Source organism: Luteibacter sp. CQ10, from assembly GCF_040900725.1.
GTDB lineage: Bacteria > Pseudomonadota > Gammaproteobacteria > Xanthomonadales > Rhodanobacteraceae > Luteibacter.
Map to the genome: position 1 here is coordinate 472,866 of NZ_JAEUYM010000003.1, position 21,094 is coordinate 493,959.

Here is a 21,094-nt window from a genome sequence, read left to right on the forward strand (position 1 = left end):
CTATGTCGAATCACTTGCTCAGCCTGCTGATCTGGCTCCCGGTCCTCGGCGCCATCCCGGTGCTGTTGGCTGGCTCCGGTCGCCCAGGCGCCGCCCGCTGGATCGCCCTCCTGGTAGCGGTGGCGACCTTCGCCGCCAGCCTGGCCCTCCTGCCTGCCTACGATGCCGCCACCGGCACGCTCCAGCTCACCGAATCGATGAGCTGGATCCCGTCCCTGGGCATCAACTACTCGCTCGCCGTCGACGGCATTTCGGTCGCGCTGATCATCCTGACCTCGTTCACCCAGATCCTGGTGATCGTGGGCGCCTGGGAAGTGGTGCAGAACAAGCCCCACCAGTACATGGCCGCCATGCTGGTCCTCGAGGGCCTCATGATCGGCGTGTTCTGCGCGACGGACGCGATGCTGTTCTACGTGTTCTTCGAGGCGATGCTGATCCCGATGTTCGTCATCATCGGTATCTGGGGCGGTCCGCGCCGCGTCTACGCCACGCTGAAGTTCTTCATCTACACGTTCTTCGGCTCGATCTTCATGCTGATCGGCCTGCTGTACCTGTGGCACAAGACGGGTGGCAGCTTCGCGCTGTCGGACATGGCCAACGTGCACCTGACGCTGACGGAGCAGAGCTGGCTGTTCTTCGCCTTCCTGCTCGGCTTCGCCATCAAGGTGCCGATGGTGCCGGTGCATACCTGGTTGCCCGATGCGCACGTGGAAGCGCCCACCGGCGGCTCGGTGGTGCTGGCGGCGGTGATGCTGAAGATCGGTGGGTACGGTTTCCTGCGCTTCAGCCTGCCGATCACGCCCGATGCCTCGCATGAGTTCGCCTGGCTGATCATCGTGCTGTCGCTCATCGCCGTGTGCTACATCGGCTACGTGGCGCTGGTCCAGCAGGACATGAAGAAGCTGGTGGCGTATTCGTCGATCGCCCACATGGGTTTCGTGACCCTGGGCATCTTCATCGCCTTCCTGCTGGTGCGCGATTCGCAGAACCCCGACGCGGCCCGCCTGGGCATGCAGGGCGCGATGGTGCAGATGATCTCGCACGGCTTCATCTCCGGCGCCATGTTCAGCTGCATCGGCGTGCTGTACGACCGCCTGCATTCGCGCCAGATCAAGGATTACGGCGGTGTCATCAACGTGATGCCGGTGTTCGCGCCGTTCTACGTGCTGTTCGCCATGGCCAACAGCGGCCTGCCGGGTACCAGCGGCTTCGTGGGCGAGTTCATGGTGATCCTGGCCTCGTTCTCGGCCAATCCGTGGATCGCGCTGTTCGCCGCGTTCACCCTGATCATCGGTGCCGCCTACACCCTGTGGATGGTCAAGCGCGTGCTCTGGGGCGACATCACCAACCCGCACGTGAAAGAACTCACCGACGTGAACGGCCGCGAGATCTTCATGCTCTCCGCGTTCGCCGCCGGCGTGCTGATCTTCGGCATCTGGCCCGAACCGCTGGTTCACCTGATGGACGCGTCGGTGTCCCGCATCGTCGAACAGCTGGCCATCACCAAAGTCTGAGCGGGAAATAACATGCCTGGTATCAACGACATTCTCATCCTGCTCCCCGAGGTGTACCTCACCATCGCGGCCTGCGTGCTGCTCCTGCTCGACGCTTACCTGAAGCCGTCGCAGAAGGGCGCCGTGCACTGGCTGTCGATCCTGGTGGTACTGGTCGGCGCCTACCTGGTCGTGAGCGGCCAGCAGGCCGGCAGCAGCACCGCCGCCTTCAGCGGCATGTTCATCCGCGACGGCGTGTCGACGGTGTTGAAGCTGTTCTCGCTGGTACTGATGGCGGTGATCTTCGTCTACGCGCGTCCTTACCTGAAGGAGAGGGCGATTCCGTTCGGCGAGTTCTACACGCTCTCCATCTTCGCCGTCGTGGGCATCATGTTCCTCGTGGCCGCCGGTAGCCTGGTCACCGTGTACCTCGGCCTCGAGCTGCTCACGCTCTCGTCGTACGCGCTGGTCGCCCTGAACCGCGATTCGCAGCTTTCGTCGGAAGCGGCCATCAAGTACTTCGTGCTGGGTGCGCTGTCGTCGGGCATGCTGCTGTACGGCATGTCGATGGTCTACGGCGCCACGCACAGCCTCGACCTGCACACCATCCATGCCGCCATCGTCGGCACCGAGTGGAAGACGCTGTTGCTGTTCGGCCTGGTCTTCATGATCGTCGGCATCGGCTTCAAGCTCGGCGCCGCGCCGTTCCACATGTGGATTCCCGACGTCTACCAGGGCGCCCCGACGGCCGTCACGATCTTCATCGGTTCGGCGCAGAAGCTCGCGGCGTTCGGCATGGCCTATCGGCTGCTGTCGACCGGTATGGGCGATATCGCCGGCGGCACCACGGGCCTGGCTCCGCAGTGGCAGCTGATGCTGGCGGTGCTGGCTGTGCTCTCGCTGGCCATCGGTAACTTCGTCGCCATCGTGCAGACCAACCTCAAGCGCCTGCTGGCCTACTCGACCATCTCGCACATGGGTTACCTGCTGGTGGGCCTGGTCAACGCCGGTCCCGAAGGCTACTCGGCCTCGATGTTCTACGCGGTGAGTTATGCGATCACCAGCGCCGCGGCGTTCGGCATGATCATCGTGATGTCTCGCGCCGGTTTCGAATGCGAGGAGATCGACGATCTCAAGGGCCTCAACCAGCGTTCGCCGTGGTTCGCCTTCATGATGCTGCTGGTGATGTTCTCGCTGGCCGGCGTGCCGCCGCTGTTCGGTTTCTACGGCAAGCTGCTGGTGCTGAAGGCCGCCATCGACGCGGGGATGCTGTGGCTTGCCCTCGTCGGTGCCGTCGCCGCGATCATCGGTCTGTACTACTACCTGCGCGTGGTGAAGGTGATGTACTTCGACGCGCCGACCGAAGGCACGGAGGTGCGCGCCACGTCCGATGTCGCCTCGCGCTGGATGCTTTCGATCAATGCACTGGCGTTGCTCGTGCTCGGCTTCACCTGGTCGCCGCTGCTGGCGTGGTGCCAGAGGGCATTCGCTGGCTGATCCCTTCGGCCCTTTCTTTCACGAAGGTGTAAGAAAGGGCTTGCAAGAATCCGGCCACGTCGCTATACTTTTTGACTCTGATGCGGGGTGGAGCAGTCTGGCAGCTCGTCGGGCTCATAACCCGAAGGTCGCAGGTTCGAATCCTGCCCCCGCTACCAGTTTTTTGAACGGCGCGATCTTCGGATCGCGCCGTTTTCTTTTGTGCTGTTCGAATCCGTTTTGATGACGGCGTTCACTGCCTCAGCTTGCCATTGTGATGACTCGGGTGTGGCGGAGCAGGAGCCGGCACGGCTGTGTTCGTCACCCGTCCTCGCTCCGCATTCGTCTCCCTGATAGCTGTTCCGGTAATGGCACCTGGCGGATTTCGCCGGACAGCGTGTTGGGCAGGAGCATCGCTATGGCGGATGACGGGGCACCAAGCTCTTGCTTTCCCCCACGCTCATGGGCGCGGCCGGAAAGACATGGGTGTGTGTGTCATTTCCGGAATGCTTGCGCAGCGAAGCCAGGGTGTTTTACCTGGCACCGATGGCATCAGTCCTTGGAGTTTCTCCATGCGTTGATGGCTCGATCAAGGCTTTCATATCCACCTTGCGGAGGCCAACCTTGCACTCGTGCCACAACCTTCCCGTTGTTCAGGAAGTAAAAGGTGGGGGTCGCCCAAGCGTCAAGCATGGGCCAGTCTTCTCGACGGTACATGAAGCCCATCGTTGCCGCGGGATATGACTTGTTCCAGCCTTGTACTTGTTTCATGTCCAAGCTCGAACCAGGGGGGGCAAGCCAAATAGCCTCCTTGAAGACATGGGATAAATCGCTTCGCGCAGAGATATCGCGAATTGCTTTCATAGAGAAGTGACATAGCGGGTGAGCAATCACAACGATAGCCTTACCCTTCGTATCGATAGGGGTATATAGCAGAGTATTTCCGTCGGTACTTATACCCAGTTTGTTTGGTCGAGCTTCGCCGTCTCGAGGTCCTGCTACGATCAGCGGTGCTACCTCCAGATGCAGATCGGGGTGCTGCTCGCGGAGTTTGTTCGCTTTATCGAACAGGCGTGCGGCCATATACATATCGTGCATGCGCGTGTACTGGGCGGAGGTGGCAGCATGTTGAGACTCGAGGGCATTTAGGTAACCCTCCATCTCGGCAATATGCTTGAGATGGATACCAAAAAATGTCGCGAGATAAGCGGCCTTAAATGAAGCCTGTAGATCTTCCACCGACATTCGGAGGATTTTTGAATCGTCGAACCGAAAGAGACGTTCATATGATGAAACGATAAGGTCATCTCGTCTGTCTTCAGCTATCTGGCTTCGTATGCTGTCGGTTTCAATTTTCTCAAGTTCATGAAGGCGGTCGACGGCCGATCTATCGACGTGCGAACCAGCGTTCGCGTTCATCCAAAAAAGCGCGATCAACAGCGTGGGATAGTTGAGCCAGCGCAATCTTCCCTACTCCTTGTTAGATTGATCTACTGGTCCCGGGCGCGCAGACGGAAGCGCGCCCGGGACTTTGACACTCAACAAGTATGCATGCAGATCGCACCTGGCGTGCTGATGCAAGTGTGAGGCGATCCGCAACTGTATTCAAAGTGATCGACTTCGCCGCCGCCGCTGCCTGTGTCGCCGCCACCGCCATGACAAGGCAGGTCGCCGCCTTCTTCACAAGGCAGAGAGATGACCTGCGGTTGCATAATGAGCAGATCGGCTTTGCTCTCGACTTTCGCGCCACTAATGAGATGTGTAGTGGCCTGAGCACCAAAAAGGCTCAATACGTCATATATCTGAGAAGCTGTAAGCTCGTCTTCTAGCGACTGATAGTTGTAGCTGCCTAGACCTTTCTCGCTGAAAATCAGGCTCGAAATGAAGCGCGCCTTTGCGTCAGGACTTAGCCGATTCAATGGCGAAGATAATGACTCGGTGAGAAGATACTTTCGAAGATCAGATTCCGACTTAATGGGCGCTCTCGCTTCATCGATCTCCCGTTGATAACTGATTCGCCGCGCATGGCTATCTTGGTTTGGGGCAATATCTTCCTGAGAGAGAGCGAGCCCTGATGAGAAGACCAAAACACTGAAGCTTGCGCTTGCAACGAAATACTTCAAATTCATTTGACTCTTCCTTGTAGAAGGTGGATGCGAAGGCGTCGTCGATCCTTTTGCACTTAGGGTCAGACGATCGGGGTGTCCTCTGAAGTGCGAACTCAATCTAGCTTCAGTCATCCGGTAACGACTTCGCGGCTGCAGTTTGCGCTCATACAGCGACATGTCGAACAGCCGACACGTGCGTAATTTCGGCAATTTTCGATGTATCGCCTTCGCAGTGATACTTGTGGGCCACCGACCACGAAAGCGGCGGGGCGTCGTGTCGTCATTCGTGCGGAATGCGCAATATATTGCGAACTCGCTTTTAAAGACCCGTTCGCATTTTCACCGTACGCGGACTGGCAAAACGGCAGGAGCGGTCGAAAACCGCAATTTGTTTCGTCGTTGCTTGTGACCCAATGAGTTCCAGATTTTGGAAGCGGCCAGGAAGGCATTTTTTTATAGCGATCTTAGGGTCGCTCCGATTTCTTCCGTCTCGAACAAAGGCGAACCGAACACGGCGCTTTCCGCAAGGTTCGCCAAGTCATCGCCCTCGGTTTGGGCGTCCGGGGCGGCTCGAACCACTTCCTGACGGCCGTCGGCGTGCTCGAAAAGCAGATAGGTGTGGCGCCTGTCGGCGGCTACTGGGCTGGCGCCGATGATGATCTTCGCCTGGGGGTGTCGGCCATGCTCAGCCCCCGATATCGCGCGGCGTACGTCCGACGAGCATGTCACTGACCGTCGTGCCGTCTTTGGATTGGAGCGTGACGAACCAATGGACGGGCGTCGGCGGTGCGGTGTCGCGCCGTGCGATCGGCGACGTGGGCGAGGGAGCGAACGTGCAGATCATGGCAGAGCGAAGGCCATTCGTTGGTTGCGTGTGCTGGCAGGCAAAGCCGTGCGCTTGCAAGACCTTTACGGCCTCACCGAGCGGCATGGAGACGGGAACCCAGCGGGTGAGCTGTTGCCGAGCATCATCGGCGGATTGCTGAGGGCGAAACGTCTCGGCGGAACCGTTCATGGCGTTACATCCTTGCACGGCGAGGAAGAAGGGGATCAGGAGGGCGGGACGAGGGATCCTTGGCACCGGGGGTACTCCTGTTTTTTCGAACGAACTGGATACAACAACGGATCTTGCCGAAGCAAGCATGGCCATCCGGCCAACTAACGGCACTGGGACCCGCGCCGCGACCGGCCTAACGTGGACGTCAGTCCACAAGGAGCGGCACATGAAGACGATCGGCAACCTCATCTGGTTCATTTTCGGCGGCCTGTTGATGGGCCTTGGCTGGTGGTTGGCCGGCCTGGTCGCGCTGATCACCATCGTCGGTATTCCCTGGGCGCGCTCCTGCTTCGTGATCGGTTCGTTCGCGTTCTTCCCGTTCGGCAAGGAGGCCATCGACCGGCGCGAGTTGTCGGGGCAGGGCGATATCGGCACGAGCCCGCTGGGTACCATCGGCAACGTCATCTGGTTCGTCTTCGCGGGCATCTGGCTCGCCATCGGACACGTCTGCTCGGCCGTGGCCTGCTGCGTGACGATCATCGGAATTCCTTTCGGCTGGCAGCACCTGAAGCTGGCCGGCATCGCGCTCGCGCCCATCGGCAAGACCGTGGTGAGCACCGACGTCGCCGCGGCGTCGCGCCGGATGAATGCCGAAGCCTCGGTGTTCCGGATGCGTGGCGCGTAAAGCCTCGGGCTGCGCCGGCGCGCGGGATTTCATTTGCGGGCCACGATGGGCGGACACGCTCGCGGACTTGGTTACCGACGCCCGATGCGCCATTTTCAATGAGGCTGGGCATTTCGTTCGCCTCCAGCGCCCGGTCGCATTCGCCGACGCGGTGATCGCTTTCGTTCGCCAGGACATTCGATCCGCAGCCTGATCGGCAGCGGATCGAAACCTATTCCGGCAAAAACGCAAGATGATGCGGTTGCGTCAGTGCCGACGCATGCCTTCGTGTCGCCGCTGGTGTCCGTCGATATACGCGATGGTCATCCGTATTTGCGCATTCCGTCACGCAAGTCCGCCGATGCGGCTGCGTCCTCCCCTTCTTGAAAGCCGCGCGAAAGGCTTCCTGCGCATCGCTGGATGCGGAACAGGGGAGCAAGGGCGTAACGGCGGGGGATTCGTGGGTTTCTGCGACTTGCGCAACGCGAGGGGTCCTGCCCGATCGCCGGAAGTGACAGCGCTTCCGCTTCGGGGGAAGCAAACTACGGGCTAACGAAGGACCACACATGAAGATCGATGCACACGCTTTTGGGATTACCCGCAAGTCCGCATTGACCATCGCCGTCGCACTGGCGATGTCCTCGCTTTCCGCTCATGCCGACCAGGCGTGGGTGTCCACCAGTACGCAGGCGGCGATGTCGCCGGTCGCAACCACCCGCACGCTCGCGACAACGTCCAGCGCGTCGGTACCGATGTCGGGCTACATCCTCAACATGACCGGTTCGCCGCATGTCGATGCGGCTGCGGTTTCCGCGATGCCGGGCGACCATCCGCTGCAGGTCACCGTGGCCATGAAGGTGCGTGACCCGGATGCGCTGAAGGCGTTCCTCGCCGCGGTGACGACGCCGGGCAACGCGCTCTACGGCAAGTTCCTTACGCCGGCCGAATTCAAGGCGCGCTTCGCGCCCACGCAGGCCCAGGTCGACGCCGTGGTGGCGCACCTGCGCCAGTCGGGCTTCGACAACATCGAGGTCGCGCCGAACAACATGCTCATCTCGGCGAGCGGCACCGCCGCCGCCGCGGCCACCGGCTTCCACACCTCGATCAAGCGCATCAACGCCAACGGACGCGAACGCTTCGCCAACGACACGCCGGCCCTCGTACCGGCGTCGCTGGGCGACTCGGTCGGTTCGGTGCTCGGCCTGCAGAACGTGTCGGTCAAGCACACGCTGCACCACGTCTACCAGCCGGATAACGTCACCGCTCCCGGCCCCGCTACGCGCACGCAGGCGAGCGGCTCGGTCACTGCGCACCAGCCGCAGGACTTCGCCTCGATCTACGGAGGCTCCAGCGTGCCGGCCGCCACCAACACGACGGTCGCGGTCATCACCTGGGGTTCGCTCACCCAGACGGTGAAGGATCTGAACACCTTCACCAGCAACGCCGGCCTGGCGACCGTCAACGCGACGATCACCAAGGTGGGCAGCGGTACGTTCGCCAACGATCCGAACTCGAACGGCGAATGGTCGCTGGACAGCCAGGACATCGTCGGCATCGCCGGCGGCGTAAAACAGCTGATTTTCTACACGTCGCCCAACGGCGACACGAACTCGTCGGGTATCACCGATGCGGGCATCACGGCCACGTACAACAAGGCGGTGACCGACAACTTCGCCAAGCTGATCAACGTGTCGCTCGGTGAAGACGAAACCGCCGCGCAGCAGTCCGGTACGCAGCAGGCGGACGATAACATCTTCCAGCAGGCCGTCGCCCAGGGCCAGATCTTCTCGGTCGCCGCAGGCGATGCGGGCGTATATCAATGGTCGTCCGATCCGATCGAGGGCGCCCCTGGTTATGTCGCCAACTCGGCTGGCACCGTGAAGATCGACCTGACCCACTATTCGGTGAGCGAACCGGCGAGTTCGCCGTACGTGATCCAGGTCGGTGGCACCACGCTTTCCACCAGCGGCACCAGCTGGGGAGGTGAGACCGTGTGGAACGAAGGTCTCGCTACCATCGATCCGGGCAACGACAGCAACCAGCGCCTGTGGGCGACCGGTGGCGGTACCAGCCTGTACGAGACGGCGCCGTCCTGGCAGTCGTCGGTATCCAGTTCGGGCAATCGCGTGGGCCCTGACGTGGCGTTCGACGCGGCGTCGTCGTCCGGTGCCCTCATCGTGATCAACGGGCAGTCCGGTCAGCAGGTCGGCGGCACGTCGCTGGCCTCGCCGCTGTTCGTCGGTGCGTTCGCCCGGATCGAGTCGGCCGCCAACAACGGCATCGGCTTCCCGGCCTCGAAGTTCTACCAGGCCTTCCCGACCCAGACCTCGGTGTTGCATGACGTGACCTCAGGCAATAACGGCTACCAGGGCCACGGCGAGGTCGCCGGCACCGGCTTCGACCAGGCCACCGGCTTCGGCAGTTTCGACATCGGCAAGCTCAACACCTACGCGCAGGCCAACTGGGTCAGCGGTGGCAACACGGGTGGCGGCGGCTCGGGCAGCACCAGCCCGAACTCGCTGCAGAACGGCGTGGCGAAGACCGGGTTGTCGGCGACGACCGGCAACAAGGTCACGGGCTATTACGTGACCGTGCCGGCAGGGGCGACCAACCTGAAGATCGCCATTTCCGGCGGGACGGGCGATGCCGATCTCTACGTCAAGTTCGGCTCGGCGCCGACGACTTCGAGCTACGGCTGCCGCCCGTACCTCACGGGTAATTCGGAATCCTGCACGTTCGCTTCGCCGCAGGCGGGTACGTATTACGTGATGGTCAACGCCTACCAATCGTTCTCGGGCGTGTCATTGAAGGCGACCTGGACTCCGTAATCGCAAGCCGACCCCTGAGGCGCCCCTCCGTGAGGAGGGGCGCTTTTTGTTGGGCCATGATCAGGGCACCGGTTCTCCCGGCTCATAGACGTCGATGCGGAAGTCGTGCTTCTTTACCGGGCGCCTTTCGAACGGGGTAAGCATCACGAGGCGAAGAAACAGCAAGTCGCGCTTGGGGGCGGCGGGATGGAACAGGCGCCGCCATCCGCGGGCGATGGCGTGTGCGGCGCGTTCCGGCAGGCCCTTGCGCCGTCCGTCTTCGAATCGCTCGACGTCGGTGCCGAACGCCACGACGAGGCGTTCGATATCGACGTGGCCGATCGGGATATCCGACGCCCGTTCGAAAAACTGGAAGGGAAGTCGTCGCCAGCTGCCGACGGGAAGCGGATCGAATTGGTCCGGCCGCTCGAAGTAGCCCTCCGCGTCGATGAAGGTGACGACGCGGCCTTCCTCCCATGCGTCTCCGGTGATGCCCGGGTCGGTGAGGTCGTAGATCCACCGCCTGCGGTTTTCGTAGAAATGCCACTCGGGCACCTCGACACGGAAGTCGATACGTTTCATGCGCCTCTCCCTGGCTTTCGTCCTGTCTTGCGATGCTAAACATCGGACGTACCGCGATCCACATGACATGCGTCGTAGGGGGTCTCGACATCCCTGCGACGCGCTACCATCGCGTCTGCCCTGTTCGGAGATGCCCATCATGCGAATCCATGGCGCATGCCATTGCGGCCGCATCGCTTTCGATCTCGACTGGCCCGACGACGCGCCGATCGTTCCGCGGGCCTGCGGCTGCACCTTCTGCCGCAAGCACGGGGCCGCGTGGACGGCGCATCCCGCCGCCTCGCTCGAGGTCGTCGACGGCGCGGATGTGTCGCACTACCGCTTCGGCACCGAAACCGCGCGATTCCATGTGTGCCCCCGGTGCGGCGCCGTCCCGGTCTGCACCAGCGATATCGATGGTCGCCTGTATGCCGTCGTCAACGTGAATGCCTTCGAAGGCTTCCCCGGAACGTTACCCGCTCCCGCCCCGGTGGACTTCGACGGGGAAGAGGAGGGTGCGAGGCTGGCGCGACGCGCCCGGGGCTGGATCGGTACAGTGGTGATGCGGCCAGGATGACAGGCGCCCGTTTCCATCTCGGACCATCGTGAGATTCCGCGGGGTACGCCTTCACGCGCCGTGACGGCGGGTTTCGAGGCGGACGGGCACCTTGCGCGAAGCCTGGAAAATACGATAGAATTCGTGAATCTTAAGCGCCGTTAACGATTGTTTCGACATTCGTGACCGCCGCGCTTCAGGAACTTTCTTTTTACAAGAAAGCCTCCTCGTGAGGCTTTTTTGTTGGGCGCATGGAGGCTCCCTGCGACACACTGTGAGCGCCGTCAGGGCATCGCGGAGGGCGCTGGAGGAAAGTGTCGGGATACATCGGCGACGAAAGGAATGGGCCGTTCGCGCCCTTTTTTTGTTTCTGGCGACCGGAAAACATCGCAGGTAACGTGGACAACAACGCACTCTCACAGCGCTTCTCGGACATCGTGGCCGATCTCGGCCTCGAGGTCATGGGCATCGAATTCTCCCCGTCGGACGGGCAAAGCACGTTGCGCGTCTATCTCGACGTCACTGATGCCGAGCGCGAACGCCGCGAGGCGGCCGAGTTGCCGCCCGAGGTGACCATCGAGGATTGCGAAGCCGCCAGCCGCGAGTTCTCGGCATGGCTCGACGTTGAAGATCCGATCCCCGGCAACTATGTACTGGAAGTCTCCTCGCCCGGTATCGACCGCCCCCTGTTCACGGCGGCGCAGTTCGCGCGCGTGGCTGGCCAGGAGGTGAAGGTGCTGCTGAAGGCTCCCATCGAGGGCCGTCGTCGCCTCAAGGGCAACGTGGTCGAGGTGGTTGGCGAGCGCGTGGTGCTGGAAGGCGAGGCAGGTCGGTTCGAATTCGAACACGCGGACGTCGAAAGCGCCCGCGTGGTGCCCGATTGGGTGGCCCTCGGCTATGCGCCGCAGCCCAAGCCCAAGCCGGGCGCAAAGAAGAAATCCAAATAAATAACGAAACGATGGGATGCCGCGGGGCATCCTCACGGGAGTAGCGGCAATGAGCAAAGAACTTTTGCTGGTAGTCGACGCGGTCGCCAATGAAAAGGGCGTGCCGCGCGAAGTCATTTTCGAAGCCATGGAAGCGGCGCTGGCCTCGGCCGCCAAGAAGCGCTACCCCGATGAGGATCCCGACATCCGCGTCGAGATCAACCGCGACACCGGCGACTACGAGACGTTCCGTCGTTGGGAGATCATCGAGAACGACGGCGAGATGGAAGATCCGTCCTGGCAGATTCGCCTGATGGACGCCGAAGACGAGGCGGGCGAGGGCGAAGTCGCCGAGGTCGGCGGCTGGATCGAACACCAGATCGAAAACGCCGAGTTCGGTCGCATCGCCGCCCAGGCCGCGAAGCAGGTGATCGTGCAGCGCGTTCGCGAAGCCGAGCGCCAGCAGGTGGTCGACGCCTTCGCCGACCGCGTCGGCGAACTGGTCACCGGCATCGTCAAGCGCGTGGAGCGCGGCAACGTCTACCTCGACCTGGGCAGCAATGCCGAGGCGTTCATCCCGCGCGACAAGACGATTCCGCGCGAATCGGCCCGCGTGGGCGATCGCGTGCGCGGCTACCTCTACGAGGTGAAGTCGGAAATCCGCGGGCCGCAGCTGTTCGTTTCGCGCAGCGCGCCGGAGTTCATGATCGAGCTGTTCAAGCTCGAAGTGCCCGAGGTGGGCCAGGGTCTCGTCGAGATCAAGGGCTGCGCCCGCGATCCGGGCGATCGCGCCAAGATCGCCGTGGTGGCCCACGATAGCCGCACCGATCCCATCGGCGCGTGCATCGGCATGCGCGGTTCGCGCGTGCAGGCGGTGTCCAACGAGCTCAACGGCGAGCGCGTAGACATCATCCTGTGGCACGAGAACCAGGCCCAGTACGTCATCAACGCGATGGCGCCGGCCGAAGTGCAGTCGATCATCATGGACGAAGAAAAGCACGCCATGGACATCGCGGTGGCGGAGGACAAGCTGTCCCAGGCCATCGGCCGCGGCGGCCAGAACGTGCGCCTGGCGAGCAAGCTCACCGGCTGGCAGCTCAACGTGATGACGCAGGATCAAGTCACCGCCAAGACCGAAGCCGAGCAGGCCGCCGCGCTCAACCTGTTCCAGGAAAAACTCGAAGTCGACGAGGAAATCGCCGGCATCCTGGTCTCGGAAGGCTTCTCCTCCATCGAGGAAATCGCCTACGTGCCCAGCGGCGAACTGCTCGCCGTCGAGGGCTTCGACGAAGACATCGTGGAAGAGCTTCGCGCCCGTGCGCGCGACGCCCTGCTCACGGAAGCGTTGGCCGTCGAAGAAAACGTCGAAGGCCCCTCGCAGGAATTGCTCGAGCTCGACGGTATGGACGAGGCCACCGCCTTCGCCCTCGCCGAGCGCAACGTGAAGTCGCTCGACGACCTCGGCGACCTCGCGGTCGACGAGCTCATCGATATCGAAGGCATGACCGAAGCGCGCGCCTCGCAGCTGATCATGGCTGCGCGCGCTCCAATGATCGCCCGTCTGGAGAAGGGTGGCTAAGCGCGAGACCGGAAGCGCCCTGGAAGGGCGCCTCGAGGAAGGCCGGTGGGCCTTCCGCCACGGATGGAGGAGCCGAACGGGTCATCGAACGGCACGTAAGGTGGGTACGCGCGGGAACGGCGGAGATTAGAGAACGATGTCGGACGTCACGATTAAACAACTGGCCCAGGTCCTGGAAATGCCGGTCGAGAAGCTCCTTGGGCAGCTCGACAAGGCCGGGATGAATTTCAACAACGCGGATCAGGTCATCAGCAGCACCGAAAAGGTGAAACTGCTCGGTTTCCTGCGCCGCACGCATGGCAAGAGCGAAGCCGCCGCCGAAACCGACGATTCCGCCCCGCGCCAGATCACCCTCAAGCGCCGCACGGTCGGTGAGCTCAAGGTGAACTCCGGCACCGGCCGTGGTGCCGGCCCGGCCAAGACGGTCAACGTCGAGGTCCGTGCCAAGCGCACCTACGTCAAGCGCAGCGCCATCGGCGAAGACGCACCGGTCGACGCCGAACGCGAGGACGCCGCGCGCAAGCTCGCCGAATCGCAGGCCCAGCGCGAGCACGACGAATCGCAGCGTCGCGAGGAGGCCGAGCGCCGCCAGCAGGCCGAAGAAGCCCGCCTGGCTGCCGAGGCGGAAACGCGCCGCCAGGAGGAAGCCGCCGCGGAAGCCCGCCGCCAGGCCGAGGCCGAGCAGCAGGCGGCCGCCGAGCGCGCTCGTGCCGAAGAGGCGCGCGCCGCCGCCGAGGCCGTGCAGCCCGAGTCGGCACCCGCTGCCGGCGAAACGGCCGCCGCGGCCAGCGCCGACGATGCGCCGACCCACCAGGTCGGCAAGCTCGACAACCGCTCGCTCGGCATGATCCTGCCGCGCATCCACGAGCCGCGTAAGCGCGAGCGCGTGGTCTCCAAGCCGGCACCTCCGCCGGCACCGGCTCCTGCTCCCGCACCGGCGGCCGCCCGTCCGGCGGCACCTGCCGCCCGTCCGGCCGCTTCCGGTTCGCCGGCGGCGCGTCCGGCACCGGGTGCCGTCGCCGCCGCCAACGACGCGCGCGGCAATGCGCGGCCGAAGCACGGCGCCGGTGGTGGCAACGGTGGCCGCGGTGGTGAGCGGGAGTCGGGCGGTAAGCGCTTCGCCGGTGGCGAGATGCATCTTTCCGATGCCGACCGCGCGCGCCGTTCCAGCGGCAAGGGCGGTCGTGGCAAGCCCGGCCGTGGCGGTCGCATCGAGCCGAGCCGCGGCCAGGTCGCGTCCAGCGGTCCGCACGGCTTTACCCGTCCCACCGCCGCCGTGGTGCGCGACGTGGTCATCGGTGACAACAACCTCGTGGCCGAGCTCGCTCAGAAGATGGCCGTGAAGGGCGCCGAGGTGGTGAAGGCGCTGTTCAAGATGGGCGTCATGGCGACCATCAACCAGACCATCGATCACGACACCGCCGCGCTGGTGGTCGAAGAGCTGGGCCACAACCCGGTTCGCGCCACCGACAACGACGCGGAAGCGGCGCTGGCCTCGCACACCCAGAGCGTCGAGCTCGACGGTGAGAAGGTCACCCGTCCGCCGGTGGTCACCATCATGGGCCACGTCGATCACGGCAAGACGTCGCTGCTCGATTACATCCGTCGCACCAAGGTCGCTTCGGGCGAGGCCGGTGGCATCACGCAGCACATCGGCGCTTACCACGTCGAGACCAGCCGCGGCGTGGTGACCTTCCTCGACACCCCGGGCCACGCGGCGTTCACCGCCATGCGTGCGCGCGGCGCGCAGTCCACGGATATCGTGGTGCTGGTCGTCGCCGCCGACGACGGCGTCATGCCGCAGACCGCCGAGGCGGTAAAGCATGCGCGTGCCGCCAAGGTGCCGCTGATCGTCGCGCTGACCAAGATGGACAAGTCGGACACCAACGTCGACCACGTCAAGCAGGGACTCGCGAACCTCGAAGTCATCCCGGAAGACTGGGGCGGCGATACCCAGTTCGTGCCCGTCTCGGCGAAAACCGGCATGGGCATCGACGAACTGCTCGACGCGATCTCGATCGAGGCCGAGGTGATGGAGCTCAAGGCCGTGGCCGACGGCCGTGCCTCGGGCGTGGTCATCGAATCCAGCCTCGATCGCGGTCGCGGTCCGGTGGCGACGGTGCTCGTGCAGCAGGGCACCCTGAAGAAGGGCGACTTCGTCGTCTGTGGCGTCGAATACGGCCGCATGCGCGCGCTCATCGACGAAACCGGCAAGCAGGTCGCCGAAGCGGGTCCGTCCATCCCGGTGCAGGTGCTCGGTCTGTCCGGCGTGCCGGAGTCGGGTGACGACTTCGTGGCCGTCGAGGACGAACGCCTCGCCCGCCAGGTGGCCGCCGAGCGTCAGCAGAAGCGTCGCGAGAACCGTCTGGTCACCAAGTCGAACCGTCTGGAAGACATCATGGCCCAGATGGGCCAGGGCGAAGGCCAGCAGACCCTCAATATCCTGGTCAAGGCCGACGTGCAGGGTTCGGTCGAGGCGCTGCGCGATTCCCTTACCCAGATCGGCAACGACCTGGTCAAGGTGAACGTCATTTCCTCCGGCGTCGGTGGCATCACCGAGTCCGAAGCCCAGCTGGCGGCGGCCTCCAAGGCACTGATCATCGGCTTCAACGTCCGTGCCGATGCGTCGGCGCGCAAGGTGATCGATACGGCGGGCCTCGACGTCCGCTACTTCTCGATCATCTACGACGTGATCGACCAGGTGAAGCAGGCGGCGTCCGGCCTGCTCGGCATGGAAGTGCGCGAGGAGATCATCGGCATCGCCCAGGTGCGCGACGTGTTCCGCTCGTCGAAGTTCGGCGCGGTGGCCGGTTGCATGGTCATCGAGGGCATCGTCAAGCGTTCCAAGCCGATCCGCGTGCTGCGCGACAACGTGGTGGTGTTCCAGGGCGAGCTGGAATCGCTGCGCCGCTTCAAGGAGCTGGTGGACGAAGTCCGCAACGGCACCGAGTGCGGTATCGCGGTGAAGCAGTACAACGACGTGAAGGTCGGCGATCAGATCGAGTGCTTCGAGCGCATCGAAGTCGCCCGCACGCTGTAAGCCCTTGCAAGGTGCCTCCCCGGTTCGCCGGGGAGGCTTTTCTCGTTTATAGGAGGCGGATATGCCGTCCCGTGATTTCAAGCGTACCGACCGCGTGTCCGCCGAGCTTCGCCGCGAGATCGGCCTGCTGGTGCATGCCGCCGTGCGCGACCATGCGTTGCCGTCGGTCAGCGTGTCCGACGTGGAGACGACCAAGGACCTGGACGTGGCCACCGTGTGGGTGACCGCGCTGATGCCCGAGAAGTCGGCCGAGGCCGTCAAGGCGCTCAAGGAACTGGCCAAGGAATTCCGCCGCGAGCTCTCGCGCTCCATGCGCCTTCGCCGCGTGCCCGAGCTGCGTTTCAAGTACGACGAATCGGTCGACCGCGGCGAGCGCATCGAGACGCTGCTGCGCGAAAACCCGGTGCCGCCGGCCGACGAATCCAAAGAAGACTGAGCCTGCTCGGTAGGAGCCGCTTCAGCGGCGATCCCGCCGCAAGGCGGGCCCGCTGCCGCGGGATCGCCGCTGAAGCGGCTCCTACGAATGTTCAATACGCCCGACGTTTCCAATGACCCGCCGATCCTTTCGTGACATCCACGGCATCCTCCTGCTCGACAAGCCGCTGGGGCTGAGTTCCAACCAGGCCCTGCAGACGGCCCGCCGCCTCGTGGGTGCCGCCAAGGGCGGTCACACCGGCAGCCTCGACCCGCTCGCCACCGGCCTGCTGCCGCTGTGTTTCGGCGAGGCGACCAAGCTCGCCGGCTGGCTGCTCGGATCACGCAAGGCCTACGAGGCCGAGGTGCGGCTTGGAGTCACGACCACCACGGCCGACCTGGAAGGCGACGTGGTCGACACCCGTCCCGTGCCGCCCCTCGACGACGCGACGATCGACGCCGCCCTCGCGCCGTTGCGTGGCCACATCGTCCAGGTGCCCCCGGCGTATTCGGCCATCAAGCAGGACGGCGTGCCGCTCTACGTGCGTGCCCGCCGCGGTGAGGCGGTGGATGTGCCGTCGCGTGAGGTCGACGTCTACCGGCTGGACGTGATCGAGCGGACAGGGGATACGTTACGCCTCTTCGTCGAGTGCGGTTCGGGCACCTACGTGCGCAGCCTGGCCGTCGATCTCGGCGCCAACCTGGGCTGCGGCGCCCACCTGACCGGGCTGCGCCGCCTGTGGGTGGAGCCGTTCATGGCCCCGTCGATGGTCACGCTCGAGCAGCTTCGCGAGGCCGCCGACACCGGGCCGGGCCCGCTCGACGCCTGTCTGCTGCCCGTCGACGCCGGCCTCGCGCATATTTCCCGGGTAGAACTCGATACGCCGCAAACCCGGGTACTCGGCTTCGGCCAGCCGGTGCCGCTGGGGGAGGGCGCCGCCACGGGGCGCTGCGGGGTATGGGGCGCCGATGGCCGGCTGATGGCGCTGGGTGAGGTAGCGCCGGACGGCGTGCTCAGGGTTCTCCGGGGGTTCAACCTGCCCAGGGCCTGACCGGGCTTGTTGCCGCTACTGCCGGGACGTTACAATTACGTGCTCGTTTAACGGCTTTCATCATAAAGCGAGGCTTGCGCAACTTCAGCGGTGCTCCGGTGAGGTTGCGCAAGTCTCGCACCCGCTTTTAAGGAATCGATACACATGTCGCTCACCGTCGAACAGACCAGCCAGATCATCAAGGACTACGGTCGCAAGGAAAACGACACCGGCTCGACCGAAGTCCAGGTCGCCCTGCTGTCCGCCAACATCACCGCGCTCCAGGATCACTTCCAGGCGCACAAGCAGGATCACCACTCGCGCCGTGGCCTGCTCAAGATGGTCAACAAGCGCAAGACGCTGCTGGCCTACCTCAAGAAGAGCGATCTCGCTCGCTACCAGAGCCTGATCGAACGCCTCGGCCTGCGCCGCTAAACCACCGGAACAGGACGAGGAGAGATTGAAGTGGCGAAAGTAACCAAGTCATTCCAGTACGGTAGTCACGAAGTCACACTGGAGACGGGCGAAATCGCCCGGCAGGCTTCCGGTGCGGTCATGGTCAGCATGGGCGGCACGGTCGTCCTGGTGACGGTCGTCGCGGCGCCGAAGGCGCGCGAAGGCCAGGACTTCTTCCCCCTCACGGTCGACTACACGGAGAAGTTCTACTCCGCCGGTCGCATCCCGGGTGGCTTCTTCAAGCGCGAAGGCCGTCCGACCGAGAAGGAGACGCTGACGTCGCGCCTCATCGATCGTCCGCTTCGTCCGCTGTTCCCGGAAGAGTTCCGCAACGAGATCCAGGTCATCGCCCAGGTCGTCTCGCTGAACCCGGAAGTCGACGGTGACATCCCGGCGCTGATCGGCGCGTCGGCCGCGATGACGCTCGCCGGCGTGCCCTTCAAGGGCCCGATCGGTGCCGCGCGTGTCGGCTACGCCAACGGTCAGTACATCCTGAACCCGACGGCCACCGAGCTGAAGACCTCCGACCTCGACCTCGTCGTCGCCGGCACGGCCAACGCCGTGCTCATGGTCGAATCCGAAGCCAAGCTGCTCAGCGAAGACGTCATGCTCGGCGCCGTGGTCCATGGCCACCAGGCCATGCAGGCCGCGATCTCCACGATCAACGCCTTCGTCGCCGAAGCCGGCGCCAAGACGTTCAAGTGGGAAGCCCCGGCACCGAAGACGGCCCTGTACGACGCGGTCAAGGCCGCCGTCGGCAGCCGCTTCACCGAAGCCTTCCAGATCCGCGACAAGCTGGCCCGTCGTGACGTCATCAGCGCGCTGAAGACCGACGTCAAGACCGCCGTCGCCGCCGATGCCGAAGCCAACGGCTGGACCGACGGCGACATCGCCGCCGCCTTCGGCGAAGTGGAGTACCGCACCCTGCGTGACGGCGTGCTCGCCACCAAGGTGCGCATCGACGGTCGTCAGCTCGACGATGTCCGCCCGATCTCGGTTCGCGTCGGCGTGCTGCCGCGCACCCACGGTTCGGCGCTGTTCACCCGCGGCGAAACGCAGGCGCTGGTCGTGGCCACGCTGGGTACCACCCGCGACGCGCAGATCATCGATGCGCCGGAAGGCGAGTCGAAGGACACCTTCCTGTTCCACTACAACTTCCCTCCGTTCTCGGTGGGCGAGACCGGTCGCTTTGGCGCCCCGAAGCGTCGCGAGATCGGCCACGGCCGTCTCGCCAAGCGCGGCGTGCAGGCCGTCAAGCCGACCATCGAAGAGTTCCCGTACGTGGTTCGCGTCGTCTCGGAAATCACCGAGTCGAACGGTTCCTCGTCGATGGCCTCGGTCTGCGGCTCGTCGCTCGCGATGATGGATGCCGGCGTGCCGCTCAAGGCGCCGGTGGCCGGTATCGCCATGGGCCTGGTGAAGGAAGGCGACGACTTCGTCGTGCTCTCCGACATCCTGGGTGACGAAGACCACCTCGGCGACATGGACTTCAAGGTGGCCGGTACCGCCGATGGCGTGTCCGCGCTGCAGATGGACATCAAGATCGAGGGCATCACCGAGGAAATCATGCGCACGGCGCTGGCCCAGGCCAAGCGCGGTCGTACGCACATCCTCGGCGAGATGGCCAAGGTGATGAGCACGGCCCGTTCGGAAATGAGCGAGTTCGCCCCGCGTCTGCTCACGATCAAGATCCACCCGGACAAGATCCGCGAAGTCATCGGCAAGGGCGGCGCCACCATCCGCTCGATCACCGAAGAGACCGGTACCACCATCGACATCACGGACGACGGCAACGTCGTGATCGCCTCGGTCAACCGCGAAGCGGCCGAAGCCGCCCGCAAGCGCATCGAGCAGATCGTGTCCGACGTCGAGCCGGGCCGCATCTACGAGGGCAAGGTCGCCAAGCTGATGGACTTCGGCGCGTTCGTGACCATCATGCCGGGCAAGGACGGCCTCGTGCACGTCTCGCAGATCTCCAGCGAGCGCGTCGAAAAGGTCTCCGACAAGCTGAAGGAAGGCGACATCGTCAAGGTCAAGGTGCTCGAAGTCGACAAGCAGGGCCGCATCCGCCTGTCGATGAAGGCCGTGACCGAGGAAGAGGGCGCCGCGAGCTGAGTCCCAGCGTCGCGGTGACACGAAAAACCCGGCATCTCGCGATGCCGGGTTTTTTTATGGGCGGTCGCAGGTGGATCAGACGGCGATGGAGCCGCCGTCCACGAACAGTTCGACGCCTGCCACGTAGCTGCTCTCGGCCGACGCCAGGAACAGGACCACGTTGGCGATCTCGTCCGGCTTGCCCAGGCGACCGAGCGGAATCATCTGATCGAGCACTTCCGTGAAGCCGGGGCGCGTATCGAGATACGTCCGCATCAGCTGGGTGTCGGTGCCGCCAGGCGCGACCACGTTGACCCGGATCCCGCGCGGGGCCAGATCGGCCGTCCAACTGCGCGCGAACGAGCGCACCGCGGCCTTCGTTGCGTTGTAGAGCGACTGGCCGGGGAAGCCCTTACTGCCGGCGACCGAGCCGTTGAGGATGATCGAGCCGCCCGACGAGAGCAGGGGCAAGGCCTTCTGCGCGGTGAAGAACAGACCGCGCACGTTAAGGCCAAAGGCGCGATCAAAGTTTTCCGGGGTGACCTCGCCGAGCGGCTTCGGCGTCGGATCGGCCAGGCCGGCGTTGGCGAACACCACGTCGAGACGGCCGTTGTCAGCCTCGATACGCGCATAGAGCCGGTCGAGGTCATCGAGGTTGGACGCGTCGCCCTGGATGGCGACCGCGCCGTGTCCGATGGACCGGATCGCCGCGTCCAGCGCGTCCTGACGGCGCCCGGTGATGTACACGGTGGCGCCTTCCTCGGCGAAGCGCTGGGCCGTTGCCAGGCCGATGCCCTCGCTGCCCCCGGTGATCGCCACGATCTTGCCTTCAAACCGCTTGCTCATGCTGTGCCCTTTAAAAAGTGGAGGATTGCTCCATTTACTATATGGA

General features: G+C 64.1%; 17 protein-coding genes and 1 tRNA gene. 13 read left to right on the forward strand and 5 right to left on the reverse strand.

The annotated features are described in order from the left end of the window. The first annotated feature begins 2 nt into the window (after window positions 1–2). The 3 genes from JNG39_RS15250 (at window position 3) to JNG39_RS15260 (ending at window position 3,148) form a co-directional block, all read left to right on the forward strand. Complete coding sequence (locus JNG39_RS15250) at window positions 3–1,514, forward strand: NADH-quinone oxidoreductase subunit M (protein ID WP_368312662.1); 1,512 nt, start codon at window positions 3–5, stop codon at window positions 1,512–1,514. A 12-nt stretch (window positions 1,515–1,526) separates the two neighbouring features. Further along, window positions 1,527–2,990, forward strand: a complete 1,464-nt coding sequence (gene nuoN / locus JNG39_RS15255) for an NADH-quinone oxidoreductase subunit NuoN (RefSeq protein WP_368312663.1) — start codon at window positions 1,527–1,529, stop codon at window positions 2,988–2,990. A gap of 81 nt (window positions 2,991–3,071) precedes the next feature. Beyond that, window positions 3,072–3,148: transfer RNA gene (locus tag JNG39_RS15260), tRNA-Met, on the forward strand. A 373-nt stretch (window positions 3,149–3,521) separates the two neighbouring features. Here the strand turns inward: JNG39_RS15260 and JNG39_RS15265 are convergent. The 3 genes from JNG39_RS15265 to JNG39_RS15275 all read right to left on the reverse strand — a co-directional run bounded on the left by JNG39_RS15265 (window position 3,522) and on the right by JNG39_RS15275 (window position 6,092). Continuing rightward, window positions 3,522–4,433, reverse strand: coding sequence for a hypothetical protein (locus JNG39_RS15265; RefSeq protein ID WP_368312666.1), 912 nt, complete (start codon window positions 4,431–4,433; stop codon window positions 3,522–3,524). A 74-nt stretch (window positions 4,434–4,507) separates the two neighbouring features. Next, window positions 4,508–5,098 (reverse strand): hypothetical protein, encoded by a 591-nt coding sequence (locus tag JNG39_RS15270; RefSeq protein WP_368312669.1) that lies wholly within the window; start codon window positions 5,096–5,098, stop codon window positions 4,508–4,510. Window positions 5,099–5,762: 664 nt separating this feature from the next. Continuing rightward, window positions 5,763–6,092 (reverse strand): hypothetical protein, encoded by a 330-nt coding sequence (locus JNG39_RS15275; RefSeq protein ID WP_368312671.1) that lies wholly within the window; start codon window positions 6,090–6,092, stop codon window positions 5,763–5,765. A 208-nt stretch (window positions 6,093–6,300) separates the two neighbouring features. Between JNG39_RS15275 and JNG39_RS15280 the strand changes: the two genes are divergently transcribed. Next, on the forward strand, window positions 6,301–6,759 hold the full coding sequence (locus JNG39_RS15280; protein WP_368312674.1) for a YccF domain-containing protein: 459 nt from the start codon (window positions 6,301–6,303) through the stop codon (window positions 6,757–6,759). 545 nt (window positions 6,760–7,304) lie between these two features. Continuing rightward, window positions 7,305–9,566 (forward strand): protease pro-enzyme activation domain-containing protein, encoded by a 2,262-nt coding sequence (locus tag JNG39_RS15285; RefSeq protein WP_368312676.1) that lies wholly within the window; start codon window positions 7,305–7,307, stop codon window positions 9,564–9,566. A gap of 60 nt (window positions 9,567–9,626) precedes the next feature. On the opposite strand, the gene JNG39_RS15290 is transcribed toward JNG39_RS15285, so the two are convergent. Then, window positions 9,627–10,127 carry a hypothetical protein gene (locus tag JNG39_RS15290; protein WP_368312679.1) on the reverse strand — a complete coding sequence of 167 codons (501 nt, stop codon included), beginning with the start codon at window positions 10,125–10,127 and terminating at the stop codon, window positions 9,627–9,629. Between the two features lie 139 nt (window positions 10,128–10,266). On the opposite strand from JNG39_RS15290, the gene JNG39_RS15295 reads away from it, so the two are divergent. The 8 genes from JNG39_RS15295 to pnp all read left to right on the forward strand — a co-directional run bounded on the left by JNG39_RS15295 (window position 10,267) and on the right by pnp (window position 20,223). Beyond that, entirely contained in the window at window positions 10,267–10,683 is a 417-nt protein-coding gene (locus JNG39_RS15295; RefSeq protein WP_368312681.1) for a GFA family protein, read from the forward strand. 377 nt (window positions 10,684–11,060) lie between these two features. After that, window positions 11,061–11,609, forward strand: a complete 549-nt coding sequence (rimP, locus tag JNG39_RS15300; RefSeq protein WP_368312683.1) for a ribosome maturation factor RimP — start codon at window positions 11,061–11,063, stop codon at window positions 11,607–11,609. A gap of 49 nt (window positions 11,610–11,658) precedes the next feature. Continuing rightward, window positions 11,659–13,167 carry a transcription termination factor NusA gene (gene nusA / locus JNG39_RS15305; protein WP_368312685.1) on the forward strand — a complete coding sequence of 503 codons (1,509 nt, stop codon included), beginning with the start codon at window positions 11,659–11,661 and terminating at the stop codon, window positions 13,165–13,167. A gap of 136 nt (window positions 13,168–13,303) precedes the next feature. Further along, on the forward strand, window positions 13,304–16,207 hold the full coding sequence (infB, locus tag JNG39_RS15310; RefSeq protein ID WP_368312688.1) for a translation initiation factor IF-2: 2,904 nt from the start codon (window positions 13,304–13,306) through the stop codon (window positions 16,205–16,207). Between the two features lie 61 nt (window positions 16,208–16,268). Next, window positions 16,269–16,643 carry a 30S ribosome-binding factor RbfA gene (rbfA, locus tag JNG39_RS15315; RefSeq protein ID WP_368312691.1) on the forward strand — a complete coding sequence of 125 codons (375 nt, stop codon included), beginning with the start codon at window positions 16,269–16,271 and terminating at the stop codon, window positions 16,641–16,643. A gap of 112 nt (window positions 16,644–16,755) precedes the next feature. Further along, window positions 16,756–17,673 (forward strand): tRNA pseudouridine(55) synthase TruB, encoded by a 918-nt coding sequence (gene truB, locus JNG39_RS15320; RefSeq protein ID WP_368312693.1) that lies wholly within the window; start codon window positions 16,756–16,758, stop codon window positions 17,671–17,673. Window positions 17,674–17,817: 144 nt separating this feature from the next. Next, the gene (gene rpsO / locus JNG39_RS15325; protein ID WP_291775872.1) at window positions 17,818–18,087 is read left to right on the forward strand and encodes a 30S ribosomal protein S15; all 270 of its coding nucleotides are present in this window, start codon (window positions 17,818–17,820) and stop codon (window positions 18,085–18,087) included. A 30-nt stretch (window positions 18,088–18,117) separates the two neighbouring features. Next, the gene (gene pnp, locus JNG39_RS15330) at window positions 18,118–20,223 is read left to right on the forward strand and encodes a polyribonucleotide nucleotidyltransferase (RefSeq protein ID WP_368312696.1); all 2,106 of its coding nucleotides are present in this window, start codon (window positions 18,118–18,120) and stop codon (window positions 20,221–20,223) included. Between the two features lie 75 nt (window positions 20,224–20,298). Here pnp and JNG39_RS15335 read toward each other — a convergent pair whose 3' ends face one another. Continuing rightward, window positions 20,299–21,048 (reverse strand): SDR family NAD(P)-dependent oxidoreductase, encoded by a 750-nt coding sequence (locus JNG39_RS15335; RefSeq protein ID WP_368312698.1) that lies wholly within the window; start codon window positions 21,046–21,048, stop codon window positions 20,299–20,301. Window positions 21,049–21,094: the final 46 nt, after the last annotated feature.

Bases quoted from the DNA above. Each gene is read 5' to 3' on its own strand.
- JNG39_RS15285 (WP_368312676.1), top strand. From the start codon at position 7,305: ATGAAGATCGATGCACACGCTTTTGGGATTACCCGCAAGTCCGCATTG.
- JNG39_RS15270 (WP_368312669.1), bottom strand. From the start codon at position 5,098: ATGAATTTGAAGTATTTCGTTGCAAGCGCAAGCTTCAGTGTTTTGGTC.
- nusA (WP_368312685.1), top strand. From the start codon at position 11,659: ATGAGCAAAGAACTTTTGCTGGTAGTCGACGCGGTCGCCAATGAAAAG.
- infB (WP_368312688.1), top strand. From the start codon at position 13,304: ATGTCGGACGTCACGATTAAACAACTGGCCCAGGTCCTGGAAATGCCG.
- rbfA (WP_368312691.1), top strand. From the start codon at position 16,269: ATGCCGTCCCGTGATTTCAAGCGTACCGACCGCGTGTCCGCCGAGCTT.
- JNG39_RS15295 (WP_368312681.1), top strand. From the start codon at position 10,267: ATGCGAATCCATGGCGCATGCCATTGCGGCCGCATCGCTTTCGATCTC.
- JNG39_RS15275 (WP_368312671.1), bottom strand. From the start codon at position 6,092: ATGAACGGTTCCGCCGAGACGTTTCGCCCTCAGCAATCCGCCGATGAT.
- JNG39_RS15280 (WP_368312674.1), top strand. From the start codon at position 6,301: ATGAAGACGATCGGCAACCTCATCTGGTTCATTTTCGGCGGCCTGTTG.
- rpsO (WP_291775872.1), top strand. From the start codon at position 17,818: ATGTCGCTCACCGTCGAACAGACCAGCCAGATCATCAAGGACTACGGT.
- JNG39_RS15335 (WP_368312698.1), bottom strand. From the start codon at position 21,048: ATGAGCAAGCGGTTTGAAGGCAAGATCGTGGCGATCACCGGGGGCAGC.
- JNG39_RS15290 (WP_368312679.1), bottom strand. From the start codon at position 10,127: ATGAAACGTATCGACTTCCGTGTCGAGGTGCCCGAGTGGCATTTCTAC.
- nuoN (WP_368312663.1), top strand. From the start codon at position 1,527: ATGCCTGGTATCAACGACATTCTCATCCTGCTCCCCGAGGTGTACCTC.
- JNG39_RS15250 (WP_368312662.1), top strand. From the start codon at position 3: ATGTCGAATCACTTGCTCAGCCTGCTGATCTGGCTCCCGGTCCTCGGC.
- truB (WP_368312693.1), top strand. From the start codon at position 16,756: ATGACCCGCCGATCCTTTCGTGACATCCACGGCATCCTCCTGCTCGAC.